At 63.7% G+C, this 16,052-nt stretch carries 15 protein-coding genes; 6 read left to right on the top strand and 9 right to left on the bottom strand.

The genetic code is table 11. The features are described 5' to 3' along the window. Positions 1 to 401 precede the first annotated feature (401 nt). Positions 402 to 1,208, bottom strand: a complete 807-nt coding sequence (locus tag J7I12_RS12205) for an exodeoxyribonuclease III (RefSeq protein ID WP_303193255.1) — start codon at positions 1,206 to 1,208, stop codon at positions 402 to 404. 108 nt (positions 1,209 to 1,316) lie between these two features. Between J7I12_RS12205 and J7I12_RS12200 the strand changes: the two genes are divergently transcribed. The 3 genes from J7I12_RS12200 to J7I12_RS12190 all read left to right on the top strand — a co-directional run bounded on the left by J7I12_RS12200 (position 1,317) and on the right by J7I12_RS12190 (position 4,253). After that, positions 1,317 to 1,907: an IMP cyclohydrolase gene (locus J7I12_RS12200; RefSeq protein WP_118230444.1), complete on the top strand. Its 591-nt coding sequence runs from the start codon at positions 1,317 to 1,319 to the stop codon at positions 1,905 to 1,907. 86 nt (positions 1,908 to 1,993) lie between these two features. Continuing rightward, a complete protein-coding gene (hflX, locus tag J7I12_RS12195; RefSeq protein WP_118230445.1) occupies positions 1,994 to 3,643 on the top strand; it encodes a GTPase HflX in 1,650 nt (549 codons plus the stop codon). A gap of 289 nt (positions 3,644 to 3,932) precedes the next feature. Beyond that, positions 3,933 to 4,253, top strand: a complete 321-nt coding sequence (locus J7I12_RS12190) for a DsrE family protein (RefSeq protein ID WP_288907402.1) — start codon at positions 3,933 to 3,935, stop codon at positions 4,251 to 4,253. Between the two features lie 357 nt (positions 4,254 to 4,610). Here the strand turns inward: J7I12_RS12190 and purM are convergent, their stop codons facing one another. Next, complete coding sequence (purM, locus tag J7I12_RS12185) at positions 4,611 to 5,663, bottom strand: phosphoribosylformylglycinamidine cyclo-ligase (RefSeq protein WP_302413251.1); 1,053 nt, start codon at positions 5,661 to 5,663, stop codon at positions 4,611 to 4,613. A gap of 140 nt (positions 5,664 to 5,803) precedes the next feature. Here purM and J7I12_RS12180 point away from each other — a divergent pair, with 140 nt between their 5' ends. From J7I12_RS12180 to J7I12_RS12170, 3 genes are read left to right on the top strand one after another with little or no spacing between them, the layout of a single operon-like run. After that, positions 5,804 to 6,823, top strand: coding sequence for a hypothetical protein (locus J7I12_RS12180; RefSeq protein ID WP_288907400.1), 1,020 nt, complete (start codon positions 5,804 to 5,806; stop codon positions 6,821 to 6,823). Between the two features lie 23 nt (positions 6,824 to 6,846). Continuing rightward, positions 6,847 to 7,851: an AmmeMemoRadiSam system radical SAM enzyme gene (gene amrS / locus J7I12_RS12175; protein ID WP_118230449.1), complete on the top strand. Its 1,005-nt coding sequence runs from the start codon at positions 6,847 to 6,849 to the stop codon at positions 7,849 to 7,851. Further along, positions 7,848 to 8,351, top strand: coding sequence for a cob(I)yrinic acid a,c-diamide adenosyltransferase (locus J7I12_RS12170; protein WP_118230450.1), 504 nt, complete (start codon positions 7,848 to 7,850; stop codon positions 8,349 to 8,351). The genes amrS and J7I12_RS12170 overlap by 4 nt, the downstream gene beginning before the upstream one ends. Positions 8,352 to 8,672: 321 nt before the next feature. On the opposite strand, the gene J7I12_RS12165 is transcribed toward J7I12_RS12170, so the two are convergent. The 7 genes from J7I12_RS12165 to J7I12_RS12135 all read right to left on the bottom strand — a co-directional run bounded on the left by J7I12_RS12165 (position 8,673) and on the right by J7I12_RS12135 (position 16,025). Next, on the bottom strand, positions 8,673 to 9,443 hold the full coding sequence (locus J7I12_RS12165) for a class I SAM-dependent methyltransferase (protein ID WP_302149062.1): 771 nt from the start codon (positions 9,441 to 9,443) through the stop codon (positions 8,673 to 8,675). A gap of 154 nt (positions 9,444 to 9,597) precedes the next feature. Continuing rightward, positions 9,598 to 9,783: a rubredoxin gene (locus J7I12_RS12160; RefSeq protein WP_118230452.1), complete on the bottom strand. Its 186-nt coding sequence runs from the start codon at positions 9,781 to 9,783 to the stop codon at positions 9,598 to 9,600. Positions 9,784 to 9,805: 22 nt separating this feature from the next. After that, on the bottom strand, positions 9,806 to 10,345 hold the full coding sequence (locus J7I12_RS12155) for a bacterioferritin (protein WP_118230453.1): 540 nt from the start codon (positions 10,343 to 10,345) through the stop codon (positions 9,806 to 9,808). Positions 10,346 to 10,497: 152 nt separating this feature from the next. Further along, positions 10,498 to 10,944: a Fur family transcriptional regulator gene (locus tag J7I12_RS12150; protein ID WP_118230454.1), complete on the bottom strand. Its 447-nt coding sequence runs from the start codon at positions 10,942 to 10,944 to the stop codon at positions 10,498 to 10,500. A gap of 423 nt (positions 10,945 to 11,367) precedes the next feature. After that, on the bottom strand, positions 11,368 to 12,351 hold the full coding sequence (locus J7I12_RS12145; protein ID WP_288907398.1) for a glucokinase: 984 nt from the start codon (positions 12,349 to 12,351) through the stop codon (positions 11,368 to 11,370). Then, entirely contained in the window at positions 12,351 to 13,820 is a 1,470-nt protein-coding gene (gene rfaE2 / locus J7I12_RS12140) for a D-glycero-beta-D-manno-heptose 1-phosphate adenylyltransferase (protein ID WP_118230456.1), read from the bottom strand. The genes J7I12_RS12145 and rfaE2 overlap by 1 nt, the downstream gene beginning before the upstream one ends. A gap of 255 nt (positions 13,821 to 14,075) precedes the next feature. Beyond that, a complete protein-coding gene (locus J7I12_RS12135; protein WP_118230457.1) occupies positions 14,076 to 16,025 on the bottom strand; it encodes a glycosyltransferase in 1,950 nt (649 codons plus the stop codon). Between the last annotated feature and the right edge of the window lie 27 nt (positions 16,026 to 16,052).

Below are 16,052 nucleotides of genomic sequence, written 5' to 3'. Positions count from 1 at the left end.
GACACACGGCCTTTACGTCTCGGCAAAAGCCCGCCGCGCACCGGGCAATTTTCACCCAGGGACGTGCCGCATTGCAATGCCTTGACGGTTGCATACGCAGACGCCCGCCGCAGAGGCGCAAGCGTAACTACAGCCGTTACAACGAAGAAGGTTACGGGGCAAAACAGCAGCGCTGGCTGCGGATGCAGACAGCGCCCCTATGTATTTGCGCGGCTAAGCGCCGGAACGAGCGGGCCCGTAACCTTTGAGCAGACATATTCTCAAAGGTTCCCTGTTCTAGAGCAGTTAGCGAATGAAATGAGCTAACTGCTCTGCAAGGATTTTCTTGAAAATCCTTGCCACGAAATGCGAGAAGGCAGGTTTTTGCCTGCCGTAATCGAGCATTTCAAGTGTTAAATGCTCTAAAGATCCAGGCTCAGGCCCACGGGGCAGTGGTCCGAACCGTAGACGGCGTCTTCTATCCAGGCGTCGCGCACGGCCGGGGCAAGCTCCTGCGAAACAAAAAAGTAGTCGATGCGCCAGCCCACGTTTTTTTCCCGCGCGCGGCTTTTGTAGGACCACCAGGAATAGTGCCCCGGCTCCTCGCCGTGCACATGGCGGAAGGTGTCCACATAGCCCATGGCCGTGAAGCGGTCCAGCACGGCGCGCTCTTCGGGCAGAAAGCCCGTGCATTTGACGTTTTGTTTGGGTCGGGCCAGGTCCACAGCTTTGTGAGCAATGTTAAAATCCCCGCAGACCACTATGGGCTTGCTCTTGCGGCAGGCCTCGGCATAGGCGAAAAACGCCTCAAAAAAACCCATCTTGTAAGGCAGCCGCTTAAAGCGCCCCGTGGGTTTGCCGTTTTCGTCCAGCTCTTCAGCCCCGCCGTTGGGGAAATAGCCGTTAAAAAAATGAAAATGCGGAAACTCCAGGTGCAGCAGGCGGCCTTCGCCCTGAAATTCAGGCTGGGGCAGCTCCACGCTGACCCGCTGGGGCGCAAGGCGGCTGAACACGGCCACGCCGGAATAGCCTTTTTTGACCGTGCTGGAGGCCCAATGCGCCTCCCAGCCTTCGGGCCGACGCAGGTCTTCGTCCAGCTGGTCCGGATGGGCCTTGGTCTCCTGCAGGGCCACCACCTGGGCGTCCGTGCGGCGAAACCAGCCCCAGGCCTCCTTGCCGGCCACAGCCCGCAGGCCGTTCACATTCCACGATACAAGTTTAAGCAGCATACGTTCCTCCGTAGCGCAGCATAGCCGGGCCACGGCCGGCGGGCAAGGGGCGTCGCCATTGCTTCCGTCACGGTTCTGGTTTATATGAGGAAGGGAAAGGAGTCGGTTATGGAAAATCTGCCCATTCGTCGCGCCATCCTGAGCGTCACGGACAAAAGCGGCCTGGTGGATCTGGCCACCTTCCTCACTTCCAGGGGGGTGGAGCTGGTTTCTACCGGCGGCACGCAAAAGGCCCTGGAGGCCGCGGGCCTGCCCGTCACGGCCGTGAGCACGGTCACCGGCTTTCCGGAAATTCTGGGCGGCCGCGTCAAAACTCTGCACCCCAAAATCCACGCCGGCATTCTGGCCAGCAAGGACGACCCCGCCCATATGCAGACCCTTACGGAAAAAGGCATCCGCCCCTTTGACCTGGTCTGCGTCAACCTCTACGACTTTGCCGGCGCGGTGGAGCGCAACCTCTCGCTGGAGGACGCCGTGGAGGAAATCGACATCGGCGGCCCCTGTATGCTGCGCGCCGCCGCCAAAAATTTTCACAGCGTGCTGGTGCTGTCCTCGCCCCAATGGTACGGCGCCGCCATGGACGAGCTGCGCAACAAGGACATGAACGTGGGCCTGGAGTTCCGGCAGATTATGGCATCACGGGCTTTTGAGGCCACCTCGCGCTACGACGCGCTCATCACTTCCTATCTGCGGCCGTAAAAGCAGGGGCGGCCAGGGCCGCCCTTTTTTTGCGCCCGGCAGACACCTAACCGCAGGAGCTTCCCATTCCCAAGCCAGAAGGCAACGTGCAGGGCCTCAAACCCAGCCAGCTTACCGCGCTCAACCGGCTGTTCAACCGCCGCTTTCCCGCAGCGGACGTCTACACGCCGGAGCAGGCCCGTGAAATCGCCCTGCTCTCCCGCGCGCTGGGCCGACAGCTGGGCCTGCTTATCGACCGCAAAGGCCGGGTGCAGACCGTGCTGGTGGGCGAGGCCGGCAGCATCCTCATCCCCCAGCTTGCGCGCGGCCGCAGCGGGCAGGAGCGTTTGCGCGGCCTGCGCCTGCTGCACACCCACCTGACCCCCGAAGGCGTCAGTCAAGAAGACCTTATGGACCTGCTTTTCCTGCGGCTGGACGCGGTTATCGCCCTCAGCGTCAATCCCGCCGGCGAGCCCATACAGTGGCAGGCGGCCCATCTGCTGCCCCGCGCCGTGGAAGGTCTGCCCTACCATTTGAGCGCGCCCCAGGCCTGGACGCGCACGGCGGCCGACTTTGCCGCCACGGCACAGGCCCTGGAAGACGAACTGGCACGCGTGGCCGCCGTGGGTCGCGAGGCGGCCAACACCCCGCGCGCCCTGCTGGTTTCTGTTTCCGCCCTGCCCCGGCTAGTGCAGGAGCGCAACCTGGACGAACTGGCGGCTCTGGCCCACACGGCCGGGCTGACCGTGGCCGGGCGCATGGTGCAGCGCGTAACCCAGGTCAATCCGCGCCTTATTCTGGGCAAGGGCAAAGTGGCGGAGCTGGAGGTGCAGGCCCTGCAGGGCCGGGCGGACATGCTGGTTTTTGACGGCGAGCTGGCCCCGGCCCAGCTGCACAACCTGGCGGACATCACCGAGCGCAAGGTCATGGACCGCACCCAGCTCATTCTGGATATTTTTGCCCAGCACGCCGTAACCCGCGCGGGCAAGCTGCAGGTGGAGCTGGCCCAGCTGCGTTACACCCAGCCCCGTCTGGTGGGCAAAAACCGCGCCATGGATAGGCTCATGGGCGGCATTGGCGGCCGCGGCCCCGGTGAAACCAAGCTGGAGACAGACCGCCGCAAAATCCGAGAACGCATGGCCCGCATCCGCACCGCGCTGGACCAGCTGCGCCGGCAACGGGCCTTCACCCGCGCCCGGCGCGCGCGCCAGGGCCTGCCCGTAGCCGCGCTGGTGGGCTACACCAATGCGGGCAAATCCACCCTGCTCAACACCCTGACCCGCTCAGAAGTGCTGGCCGAAAATAAACTTTTCGCCACGCTGGACCCCACCACCAGAAGGCTGCGCTTCCCCGCCGCGCGCGAACTGGTCCTGGCTGACACCGTGGGCTTTATCCGCAACCTGCCAAAAGAACTGACGGAGGCCTTTCAGGCCACTCTGGAAGAACTGGAATCCGCAGACCTGCTGCTGCATGTGGCCGACGCCGCCCACCCAGATCTGCTGCAGCAGATAGCCGCCGTGGAAGACACCCTGACGCAGATGGACCTGGACCGCGTGCCCCGCCTGCTGCTGCTCAACAAATGGGACCAGCTCGCCGCCCCAGCCCGTGCGCAGCTGGCCGACGCCCTGCCCCAGGCCCTGCCCCTTTCGGCCCACAGCGGCGAAGGCCTGCCTGCCCTGCTGGACGCCCTGGAGCTGCGCCTGCTGCACCCGGCCCACGCGCTTGTGGTCCCGCAGGGGCAAACCCCTCAGGCCTGAACCCCACTACGCCCGGGAGGCTGCCGCGGCAACAATTCCGACTGGCCTCAGATCCCCCCGGCGTCTTCTGCCTTCGCAGAGTCCTGCGCGGACAAGCCTGCTCTGCATGTGGCAGCGACAAGCGGGGAAGGCCGCGCGTGCGCTGCCCGCGCATTCGCCCAAGGTTGTTGAACGCACAGGCTCAGAACTACCGAGTGCAAAACAAAGCGGACAAAGCCGCTGTTGTCGCTCCGGTTGAACATTTCCCTCCCAGGGGCTATCCTCCCTCAAAGCCAGAGGAGGCAAGCCAATGCAAGTATTAATCATCCTTTCCAGCAATGTTCCGGAAATTAAGTGGAACGCCGTGCGCTTCGGCAATTTTTTGCTCAATGCGGGCGAAGAGGTCACGCTTTTTCTTAACGGCGCTGGCGTTGACCTGTATGAGGGCGATTCCGCCCAGTTTCCCATTGCGGAGGAAGCAAAAAAATTTGCCCTGAGCGACGGCGCCATAGCCGCCTGAGGAAAGTGCATGATCGTCCACGGGGTGGACGAAAGCGCGCACGTCAGACAGTCCAGCATGAAGGCTCTTTACGAAGAGGTCAAAAAAGCCGACAGGATATTGAACTATTAGAGCATTTAACACTTGAAATGCTCGCTTACGGCAGACAAAAGCCTGCCTTCTCGCATTTTGTGGCAAGGATTTTCAAGAAAATCCTTGCAGAGCAGTTAGCTCATTTCATTCGCTAACTGCTCTAGGATAAGTTATTTCGTTGCCTGTGGTAAGCGACAACGCGGGGAAGGCTGGAAACAGGTAAAACGTACTCTTCAAAATCAACATGCTCTGGCGCGACATACCCTTGGGCATATTCGTTCAGAAATAAAATGCGTAAAGCGTGTATTGCCTTTGTAAAATGCATTCTCAAAGGCAATACACGCTCTTTTCTGCGCGCAGCCGCGCATACAGACAGCAGTTGTGTCCGCGCCGACACTAAAACGTGATGACCACCTGTTCGCTGTCGGGCGCACTGCGGCGGGCTATGTCGCCCAGGCACCAGGCCTCCAGGTCAAAGGCGCGGATGCGTCCCACGGCCTCCTCGGCCTGATCTGCGGGCAATACCAGCACATAGCCAATACCAGCATTAAAAATCTGCAATATTTCCGGCCAGGTAAGACCACCGGCCGTCTTGAGCCAGTGGAAGACCGGGGGCATCTGCCAGTTGCCGAAGTGGATGCGGGCCTCCACCTGGCCGGGCAACACGCGGGGGATGTTGTCGTAAAAGCCGCCGCCCGTGATGTGCGCCATGCCCTTGATGTTCAGGTCGCGCAAAAGGGAGCGCACCACCTCCACATAGATGGTGGTGGGGGCAAGCAGCACCTCGCGCACGCTGGCCGCTGCGCCGGGCAGAGTATCGTCCGGGCCAAGGCCGCTCTGGGCCAGAATTTTGCGCACCAGGGAATACCCGTTGGAATGCAGGCCGGAAGAAGCTATGCCCACAATCTTGTCGCCCACCTGGATGCTGGAGCCGTCGATAAGCCGGGCGTTGTCCACAAGGCCCACGCAAAAGCCCGCCAAATCGTATTCGCCGGGACCGTACATATCAGGCATTTCGGCAGTTTCGCCGCCCAAAAGGGCACAGCCCGCCCGGCGACAGCCTTCGGCCACGCCGCCCACCACGGTCTGGGCCGTATCCACGTCCAGCTTGCCAGTGGCAAAATAATCCAGGAAAAACAGCGGCGTCGCGCCCTGGACCAGAATGTCATTGACGCTCATGGCCACCAGGTCAATGCCTACGGTATCGTGCTTGTTACAGGCAAAGGCCAGTTTGAGCTTGGTGCCCACGCCGTCCGTAGAGGCTACCAGTACAGGTTCGGCCATGCCGGTGAGATCAGGACGGAACAGCCCGCCGAATCCGCCTATGTCCGAGATGACGCCCCGGGTCTGGGTGCTCTGCACCAGATCCTTGATGCGCGAAACCAGGGCATTGCCCGCTTCGATGTTGACGCCCGCCTGGGCATAGGCTTTTGCGCGTTCGCTGGACATCCGTCCCTCCTTACTTCTTGACCAACCTTAGCAGATTTCAGCGCAAACCCCAAGCCTCTTTTTGGGCGAACCCGCCCCGCTTTTTTCATGGACCGACGCGCCCCCTGCTGCTATTCTGCCTTCAAGACCGGAGTGTGCCCATGCTTCTGTTTGCAGCCTTCCGCAAATTCCCGCGCCTGAGCGGCGGGCTCTTCCTGGCCCTGCTGGGTGCAGGCCCGACCCTGGCCGCCGCTGCCGCGCCAGACGCGCTCCCTCATACCGCACAGGAATACCGCGCCCCCGTGAACGCAGAGGTGCTGCGGGCGCAGCCCACCGCCGCCACGCCGACAGCAGGCGCAGAAAAGGCCGCCCGCAGCGCAGCACCACTTGCCTTGCAGCCTGCCCCGCCGCAGGTAAACGGGACTCAGGCAGGCCTGCCCCCAGCGGCGTCTCCGCCGCAGACGGATCGGGCTCCGACGGATCTGCCCCAGGCAGACCTGCCCCCCAACGCCCCGCAACAAACAGGCCAGCGCCCCGCTGATCCTTCCCAGACGGACTGGCCCCAGACGGACTGGCCCCAGACGGACTGGACAGAAGAAGACGCGCAGACGCAGGGCACAGCGGATTTGCAGGGAAGCAACTTTTCAGACCAGGGGCAGGTCCGCCAGTGGCGTGATCCGCAAAGCGGGGACAGCATCACCTCAGTGACGCCGCCCCACCAGCCGCAGCAGCAGAACCCCAACTTTCTGTTCATCGCGCCGCAGATCTACCCGCAAATGCCTTACGGCCCAGACGGCCAGAGGCCCCAGCCCCTTCCGCCCGGATGGAACGCGCCGGGGCATTCCGGCCGACCCGGCGGCCCCGGCCACAACGGCCCGAACCGGCACAGAGTGCCGGGCCATGGCGCGGGCCCCCAAGGCGGCGGTTTCTACGGCCATGACGCACAGGGTTTTGTACCTCACGCCCGGCCCGGCGACCCGTCGTCTTCCCGGCCACAGGGCGGTCCCGGCCACAAGGGCGCGGGCCAGGACTCCGGATACCGGAACTTCGGCGCTGACCGCCCCGGCGGGAACAGCGGCGCGGCACACGGCGGCTACAACGGCCCCAGCCAACACGAAGACCGCCGCCCGTGGTCGTCCACGCGCCACCGGCCGCCCCCCCAGGGTTCCCTGCGGCAATAACCACCGGCATGGAGGAGAAATATATGCAGGCACTGCTTTGGGAAGGCCGACCGGACAAATCCGTGGTTTGCCGCCTCTGCGCCCAGGCCTGTCGCCTCAAACCGGGCGAAAAGGGCCTTTGCGGCGTGCGGGTCAACCGTGATGGGGGCATGGTTACGCTGGTGGGCGATGTGGTCACCTCCGTGAGCCTCGACCCCATGGAAAAAAAGCCTCTCTACCACTTTTTGCCCGGCACGCGCACCTTTTCCGCAGGCAGCGCAGGCTGCAATTTTTCCTGTCGCTTCTGCCAGAACGACGGCATTTCCCAACTGCCCGCCGATGGCCGCATACCCGGCAAGCGGGCCATGCCCGAAGACCTGGTGGCCTTGGCGCGCGAATACGGCACGCCCAGCATGGCCTTTACCTACAATGAACCCACAGTTTTTTTCGAGCTGGTCTACGCCACGGCAGGCTTGGCCGTGGACCGCGGCCTGCGCTGCCTGCTGGTGAGCAACGGATTCATGTCGCAGGACTGCCTGCGTGCTCTGGAGCACCGCATCTGCGCCGCCAATATCGACATCAAGAGCTTCAGCGACCGCTTCTACCGCCACTACTGCCATGCCCGCCTGCAGCCCGTGCTGGATTCCTGCAAAAGAATAAAGGAGATGGGCTGGTGGCTGGAGGTGACCACCCTGGTCATCCCCGGCGTCAATGACAGCCCCGACGAACTAGGCCGCCTGGCCGCCTTTATCCACGACGAACTGGGACCGGACACGCCCTGGCACATTTCTGGCTTTCATGGAGCCTACCTCATGGCCGACCATCCTTCCACACCCCTCGCAACCTTGGAGCAGGCCTGGCGTCTGGGCCGCCAAACCGGCCTCAACTACGTCTACATCGGCAACGCCGCCAGCGCCGTGGGCGCCAATACCTTCTGCCCGCACTGCGGCGCGCTCGTGGTGGAACGCGCGGGCTACGCCGTGCGCCTGCACGGGCGCAACGGGCTGTGCCCGGCCTGCGGTGCGCATCTGGCTGGGGTGTGGTCATGATCCTTGTTTATACCGGCGACGGCAAAGGCAAGACCAGCGCCTGCATAGGGCAGGCCGTGCGCGCCTTGGGGCAAAATCTGGCTGTGGCCTTTGGGCAGTTTATGAAACGCGACGGTCAGGCCGGCGAACAGGCCATGCTGGCGCAATGGCTGGGACCGCGCTTTATGGCCGGCGGGCCGGGCTTTCTGCGGCGGGAGGAAGACCGCCCCGCCCACCGCGAAGCCGCCCTGCGCGTGCTGCAGTGGGCTCAGAAGCAACTGGAAAACGTGGACCTGCTGGTGCTGGACGAAACCCTCTACGCGCTCAAAGCCGGCGTGCTCACCCGCGAAGAAGTGGAAGAACTGATTGCCCTGGCCCGCGCGCGCGGGCGGCATTTGGTCCTCTCCGGCCGCAACGCCCCGGACTGGCTGGTGGATACGGCAGATCTGGTCACTTCCATGACCGAAATCAAACACCCCTGGCGCACCGGCGTCACTGCCGCGGCCGGAATTGAGTATTAGGGCCCGGCGGTGCAGGCGTATAGCCCCGCCTGTCCGTAACGAGAAGGCCCGTCCTCGACAGATAATTTTCTGAAATATAATGAATTATCACAACTTCCAGGCCGCAAAAACCGCTGCTTCCACGCAGAACGGCAGAGGGCGAGCCCTGTGACCTGGGGGCAAAGGATTTTTAGCGCGCTTTCAGGCTGAAAGTGCGCTAGAGCAGTTTACGAATGAAATGAGTTAATTGCTCTGCAAGGATTTTCTTGAAAATCCTTGCCACGAAATGCGAGAAGGCAGGCTTTTGCCTGCCGTAAGCGAGCATTTCAAGTGTTAAATACTCTAGCTGCCGCGTATCCAGTAGGTTTCAAAGCCGTCTTCCAGCCAACCGTCCTGCACGTTGGCGCAGCCCGCCTGTTTGAACAGATCGCGGTATTCCTTGCGGGTGCGCCGCCAGCCCCAGAACTGCTGCCGCCGGATGCCCAGAAAATGCAGAGCCCCCCGGATGAAAATCTTGATGGCGTTGACAAAGCTGCCGATGAACGAATCCTCTTCCAGAAGCGAAGCGGAAAGCAGGATGATCTCCCCGCCGGGCAGCAGCTGGGCGCGCAGTTCACTCAGCAGATGAGCGAATTCCCGCGTGGGAATGCCGTAATCTACCGTGGAAAGATAGATCATGTCATAGCGCACGTCCGCGGGCAGACAGGCGGGCGGCAGGCCGATGTAGATACGCTCGTTGGGCACGCGCTGCCGCAGCCAGCGCATGCTCACGGTGCTGGGTTCGTTGACGTGCAGCTCCAGATCGGGCATCTCGTCCAGTAAAACGTTTTCCATATAGCCCACGCCGCTGCCGATGGAGAGCACGCGCACGGGCTCGGTGCGGCCCGACGGCTCCTGAACCAGCTTGGCGCGCAACTGCCCCACCAACCAACGGGCGTCCTTACGCTTGTTTTCGCGCCACTGGGCGGGCAGATCGTCCCAATCCTTGTAACGGCGGAACAATTCTTCATAAAACACAGCGTAGAACTTGGGTTCGGCCAAGTGAAAAAAGGAGATATGCGAGAATGAGGTAAAGGGAATGCCTTGCCAACTTTCCTGATAAAAACGCCGCACTGTTGCGCCTCCCGGAAGCGGGCCCGCGCCGCGCGCCCTCGCTCCTGCTTGTTGCAGCATACGCCAAGACGGCCATGGGTGCAATCAACCAGGCCCAACGAAAAGGCCCCGACAGCCTTGGAGCGGTCGGGGCCGGGAAAGGGGTAAGCCGAAACTAGCCTTCGCTCAGGGGACGGAACATCTTTTTGCCCGCCCCGCACACGGGACAGCGCCAGTCGTCCGGCAGATCTTCAAACTTGGTTCCAGCGGGTATCTTGTGCCTGCGATCGCCGCGGTCGGGATCATACACATAGCCGCAGTTGACCGTCTGACAGCGCCACATATCCTTGGTATCGGCCATAGCTTGCCTCACTTGCCGCTTTTTATTCCGCAGCGGCGGTTCCGGTCACAAAGCCCTTGGAAGACGTGCCGGTGCTGGAAGGCGTGCCGGCGATCTTGGCAAGGTACGTATCGCCCAGGCGCTCGATGTGGCCGGCGATGTTGTCATAGTAGGTCAGGTGGGCCTGCTCTTCGTCAATAATGCGCTCAAACAGCCGGGCGGAAACAATGTCGCCCTGCTCCTTACAGACCTGCAGAAACTGGCTGTACGCCTCAATGGTATGGTCTTCCTGGGCGCTGTCGGCCCGATAGATGGCGGGCACGTCCTGCCCGGTGGCCACCTTGCCGTCTTTCTGGGTGGTGGGCTCGCCGCCCAGCTCCTTGATGCGTTCGGCAAAGGCCTCGGCATGGCGCATTTCATCAATGGCGATGAGCTTCATGTTGGCGGCAAGTTCGCCGTAATCCATGTCGTCCAGGCTGTAGTGCTGGTTCATGTACTGGTGGATGGCGAAAAGCTCCATGGCCCGGGCCTTGTTGAGCACTTCAACGACTTTTTCTTTCCGGCTTTCCCTGCTTTCTGCCATGATCTTCTCCTTGGTGGTTATGGGGCGGGCTGCCTCATTCTGTACAACGGCACGCCTGAGTCAGACCGGACGCGCCGCCGGACAACGCCGCCGGGCGGCGCTGTCCACGAGGCCGCGCATGCCTTTTTGCATACCCTTGTCGGCGCAAAGACTCAAGCCGTGCGTCGGGCGTCGTCATCCCCCCGCTCCGCAGCGGCGTCAACAGCGCGCTGACGGGCGCAGGCCTCGCAAATGCCGTCGTACTCCACGCGCGAATTGAGAATGTGGGCAAAGCCCTCCACCCGCATGCCTTCCACCGAAGGTGCTGCGCTGGTTTCCATCACGTCGCCGATATGGCCGCAGAAAACGCAGCGCACATGCTGGTGCGGGGACATGTCGCCGTCAAAGCGTTTGATGCTGCCGGCGGTTTCCAGACGGCGGATCTCGCCGCTGTCTGCCAGAAAATCCAGATTGCGGTACACGGTACCCAGACTTATCCGCGGCAGACGCCGCCGGACAATGCTGTACAGCTCGTCCGCCGTAGGGTGAGTGGCGGTTTTGCGCAGCTCTTCCAGAATTACCGCCCGTTGCCGCGTCATTCGGGTTTGTACTTGGGCCATAGCTCTTCTCCACTGATTTGTAATAAACATTATCGTTACTACAGAATGTTTGTCAAGCCCCGGCTGCGGTAACGATTTTTTTTTGAAACTTTTTTACCGGCGCGGCAGGACAAGCTGCAGCTTTTGCACGCCCCCTGCGCCCCCGCGCCGTCCCGCCCGGAAACGGCGTCCTCACAGGGCTCCGGGGCATTGCACGTTGTAGTGCCCTGGCGGCTGCGTAAGCAGCCACCCGCCATGGTGGCGCAAGCGTAACTTCAGCCGGTGCGCTGCAGGAGCTTGGCCCGTTACGACAAAGGACGTTACGGGCAAAGACAACAGCGCCAGCTACGGATAAAGACAGCACCGCTGTGTAGTTGCACGCCCCTGCGCCGGAACGAACATGCCGTAACCTTTGAGGCTACCTATTCTCAAAAGTAATCGACGCTAGGCCCGACCGCCCTTTTCGACAAGGTTTTGCCCGGCGCGGGCCACACCCCACAACCCACTGTTTTCATTCTCCATAAGACGCACTGGCACAGGCGCGAACAGCGCGCGCAGGGGATTGGCGCGCTGCAATTCTTCGCCGAATTGGGCGCAGGTCAGACACAGAGGGTTACGGGCGGCAATGCCGCCGCAGACCCACAGTCCCCCCAGACTCAAGGCCGCATACATCCAGTTGCGGCAAAACCGGGCCAGAAAACGGGCGTACCACTGCAAAGTGGTCGTTTCCGACTGCAATGCCCGCGCGCCCACCACCGGGGGGAACAAGTACTCGCCGCTGAGAAAAAAATGCAGCTGGCTGAGCCCCTGACCAGAAAGCACATCTTCGGCGCTGATCCAGCTCTGCCCCAGATCCCTTTGCAAAAATCGCTCAAAATCGTGCTCCGGACGTCCAGAAAAGGGGAAGGCCGCATGCCCCGCCTCCGAAGGTACGGGCAGCCAGCGCCGCCCTGTCCAGACCAGCAGCGCCGCGCCCAGCCCCGTACCTGCCCCCAGCACGGCCCGCGCGGCACGGCCTTCCGGCCCTGCGCCTTCCGCCAAGCGGTCTCCGGCCACCAGCCGGGCGTCTTCTCCTGCCGGGGTGAGGGTGGCCAGAGCCGCCGCGGCAAAATCATTGCACAACAGGCAGCGACGCAAGCCGAACCTTTGCCGCGCCACGGCCAAGTCCAATTGCAGGGACCCGTTGGTCAGCCTGCCCCGTTCGGCGGCCACCGGTCCCGCCAGGGCCAAGGCCAGCACATCCTGGGGACTGAGCTCCAGGTCCAGGCGGTGCTGCAAGGTCCGCAACACAGCTTCCGTATCCCGCAGACCGGACGAAGGCATCCAGGACACGCGCTCCAGGCGCAACTGGCCGTCCTCCACAAAAAAACAGCCGAATCGGGCGTTGGTGCCGCCGATGTCGGCCGCCAGGATGCGCTGTCCGGCCATCAGCGCCGCGGCCCCCCGGCATGGGATCCATCGTCGATTTTACGCACAATGCCGGTGGTGCTGCAGCCGGGCGTCAAAGCGGCCAGAAACACGCGGCCCCCGGCGGCCCGCACCACGTCGGCCCCCACCACGGCGGCTTCGGTATAGTCGCTGCCCTTGACCAGCACGTCGGGCCGGATGGCCGTAATGAGCTCCAGGGGCGTGTCCGCGTCAAACAGCACCACCGCCTCCACCCCGTACAGGGCGGCCAGCAGCTGCGCCCGACTGCGCTCGTCCTGAATGGGACGGCTGGGACCTTTGAGCCGGCGTACCGAAGCGTCGCTGTTGAGCCCCACAATGAGGTGGTCGCCCTGAGCCGCGCTCTGCCGCAGCAGGGAAACATGCCCTGGATGCAGTAAATCGAAGCAGCCGTTGGTAAAGACAACGGTTTCGCTTTTGCGCCGCCAGTCCTCCACTTTTTCCAGTAAATCCGGCAGGGCGTAGAGTTTAGGATTTTCTGCATTTTCGCGCAGGGCGGCGCGCAGTTCAGCCAGGGTCACGGGGGCGGTGCCCATTTTGCCCACCACCACGCCCGCTGCCGTATTGGCCACGCGCACGCTCTCTTCCCAGGCGAGCCCCTTAGCCACGCAGGCCGCCAGCACCGCCGCCACCGTATCGCCCGCGCCCGAAACGTCCGCCACTTCCCTCGCCCGCGCCGCGCAGCGGCAGAGCAGCCCCTGCCCCGCGTACAGCTCCATGCCCTTGGCCCCACGGGTCAGCAGCACCCGTTCCAGCCCATAGTCCGCGCAAAGCCGGGCAGCCAGGGCCGCGCGTTGCGCCGCGTCCGGCTCCGCGCCGCCGTCCTCGCCCCCGGCGCGCACAAATTCCGCACTGTTGGGCGTAACGCACTGTGCGCCCCTGTAGCGCCCCCACTGCCCGCCCTTGGGGTCCGCCAGCACGGGTATCCCTCTGACGGCGGCCGCCGCCGTCACCGCCGCGCAAAGGCTTGCCCCTTCCGCGTCGGCCAGCAGCACGCCCTTGGCGTAATCTGAAAGCACCACGGCCCCGCAGCGGGGCAGCAGGTCCAGCACACGCCCCCGCAGCCGGGCCAGTTCGTCTGCCTGCGGAGGGGCGCAGACTTCTTCGTCCAGGCGCAGCATCTGCTGCCCCTGGGCCAGAATCCGCGTTTTGCAGGTGGTGCGCCGCGCCGCAGAGTAAATCAGGCAGTCGTCCAGCCCCTCGGCCGCCAGGGCCGTGCGCAGTTCTTCGCCATCCGCGTCCCGTCCGGCCAGGCCCACCAGATCCGCCACAACCCCCAGACGCGCCAGGTTGCGGGCCACGTTGGCCGCACCGCCGGGGGCGGACCAGCGCCGCCCCACAGCCACCACCGGCACCGGAGCTTCCGGCGAAATGCGCCGTGCGCCGCCGGAAACGTAGCGATCCAGCATCACATCGCCCACCACCAGAACGCGCACGCCGTTAAAATCCATACCTACCTCTACACTACAATTTCAGACAGCTTCTGCCGCACGCCACGCCGAAAAGGCTCCGACAAAGCATTGCCCCAGGGCCTTTCAGCGCTGAGAACAGCCATTCTCAACGTTTTTACTACGCTCACTTCGGTGTTGAACAGAACAAATACAGTACGCCTGCCGCCCCGCCGCAACGGGGATCTGTCTGTGCGGCCGCCAGAACAATTTCACAGTGCGCTTGCCCTGAAAAGTATCATTGGTCTGAAAAACGTCTTACCTCTGCACAGCGCAGGCAGATTTGAACAGCTGCACAAAACGGGCTTCCGTGGCCTCGCCGTCCAGCAGGGCCGGCAAGGCCTGCCGGGCCGCCCGCCCGAGCCGCCGCCGTTCTTCCTCCGAAGCGGCCAAGGTCTCCAGCGCCCCCGCCAGAGCCTCCACGTCTTCCTGAGGCGTCACCAGGCCGTTTTCTCCCTGCCGCACGGCCTCCAGTTGACCGGGCAGATCGCTGACCACCACGGCCAGGCCGCTGGCCAGGGCCTCTACCAGGGCCGAGGGCAGGCCGTCCACATCGCCCTGAGGCGTCCGGCGGCCAGGCGCCACAAAAATATCCGCCCTGCCATAAACGTCGGGCATATTCTCGTGAGGCACACGGGGCACAAAGCGCACCCGGCCACGCAGACCCAGCCGCCGGGCCAGCCGACGCAGGGCCATGCGCTCCGGCCCCTGCCCCACCACTTCCAGCTGAAAGGGCACCTTGCGCTCCGCCAGCAAGGCGCAGGCCCGCAGCAGCACATCGTAGCCCTTGCGCCGGGCCAGGGTGCCCACGGCCAGCAGATTGACGTCCCTACGGCCCGCAACGGGCATATCCGCGTCGTCTTCCGGCGGGGTGAGGGTCAGAGGGTCACGCAGCACAATGGCCTTGCCTTCGGCTTCGGGCAGCAGCCCGATCAGAGCCGCGCGGGTGGCCTCGGTATCACAGCGTACAAAGGCCGCATCGTGCACCATGGCCGCCCAGTCGCTGCCGGGGGCGGCCAGATCCCGCGCCCGGACGGCAAAGGCAAAGGGCGCCCGCATGAGGCGCGCGGCTACCCAACTGGCAGTAGAAGGCCCACGGGCCTCAGCCGCGTAAAAAAACTGGATGCCGTCCTGCACGCCCCAGCGGGCCAGCAGGGCCCCGGCGCAAAAGGCCTGCAGCTGCGCCCACCAGCCGCGGCCGTCCCGGCCGGGCCGTTGTCGCCAAAGCTCCCAGACCTGTGCCGAGGTGTCGCGCATATGCCGCAGCATGCCCGCAAAGGCCCCAAGGCAGCGCAGCCGACCCATGCGGCGCACGGCCAGAGGCAGGGCGTAGCCTTCAGGACTGCTCAGAAAGCCGCTTTCGCTCAGGGCGTAGATGCGCGAGAGCAGACCGGCCGCGTGCAGACGATGGGCCGCGTACATGAGCCCTTGACCGGCGGCTTCGGGAAAGCGTGCGGCCACCAGCGCGCCGCGCACCACAGGCGCGGGGCCCTGCAGCAGATTGTGCGCGTCCTGAGGCGGCAGGGGCGGCGGTTCGTGGCGACGGCACTGCAGCACGCCGTCTTCAAGGGTGTAGATGCTGTCGCAGTACTCAGCCATCTTAGGGTCGTGGGTCACCATAACCAAGGCCACGCCGCCCGTGTGGCAGAGGTTGCGAAAATTTTCCATGATCAGACGGCTGGTTTTGGCGTCCAGCGCGCCCGTGGGCTCGTCGGCCAGGAGGATGCGCGGATTGTTGACCATAGCGCGGGCGATGGCCACGCGCTGCTGTTCGCCCCCCGAAAGACGGTTGCTGCGGTAATGGACCCTGGCCGAGAGGCGCACCAGCTCCAGGGCGCGGATGACGCGTTCCCAGCGTTCCTGCGGCGGCACCTGCTCATAGATGAGGGGGAACTCCACATTCTCGAACACAGTGGAGTGGTCAAACAGGTTGCTGGCCTGCATGATGAAGCCCATGTTGCCGCGCCGGAAGGCTGCTGTCTGCTCCCGGTTGAAGGCCAGTACGTCGGCGCCGAGGATCTCCAGGCTGCCGGCGTCAGGCGCGTGGAGCATGCCCAGCACGTGCAGCATGGTGGATTTGCCACAGCCGGAAGGCCCCATGATGGCCACCATCTCGCCGGGCTCCACAGTGATGTTGACCCCGCGCAGCACCGGCGGAAAGCCTTCGTAGCGTTTATACAGGTTTTGGGCGACGATTACCGGTGGCATGCTCCAACCTTGTCCGCCATTGACGGT

It is taken from the genome of Desulfovibrio diazotrophicus, assembly GCF_902498985.2.
Classification (GTDB): Bacteria; Desulfobacterota; Desulfovibrionia; order Desulfovibrionales; family Desulfovibrionaceae; genus Desulfovibrio; species Desulfovibrio legallii.
This window is presented reverse-complemented; position numbering and strand designations above follow the sequence as displayed.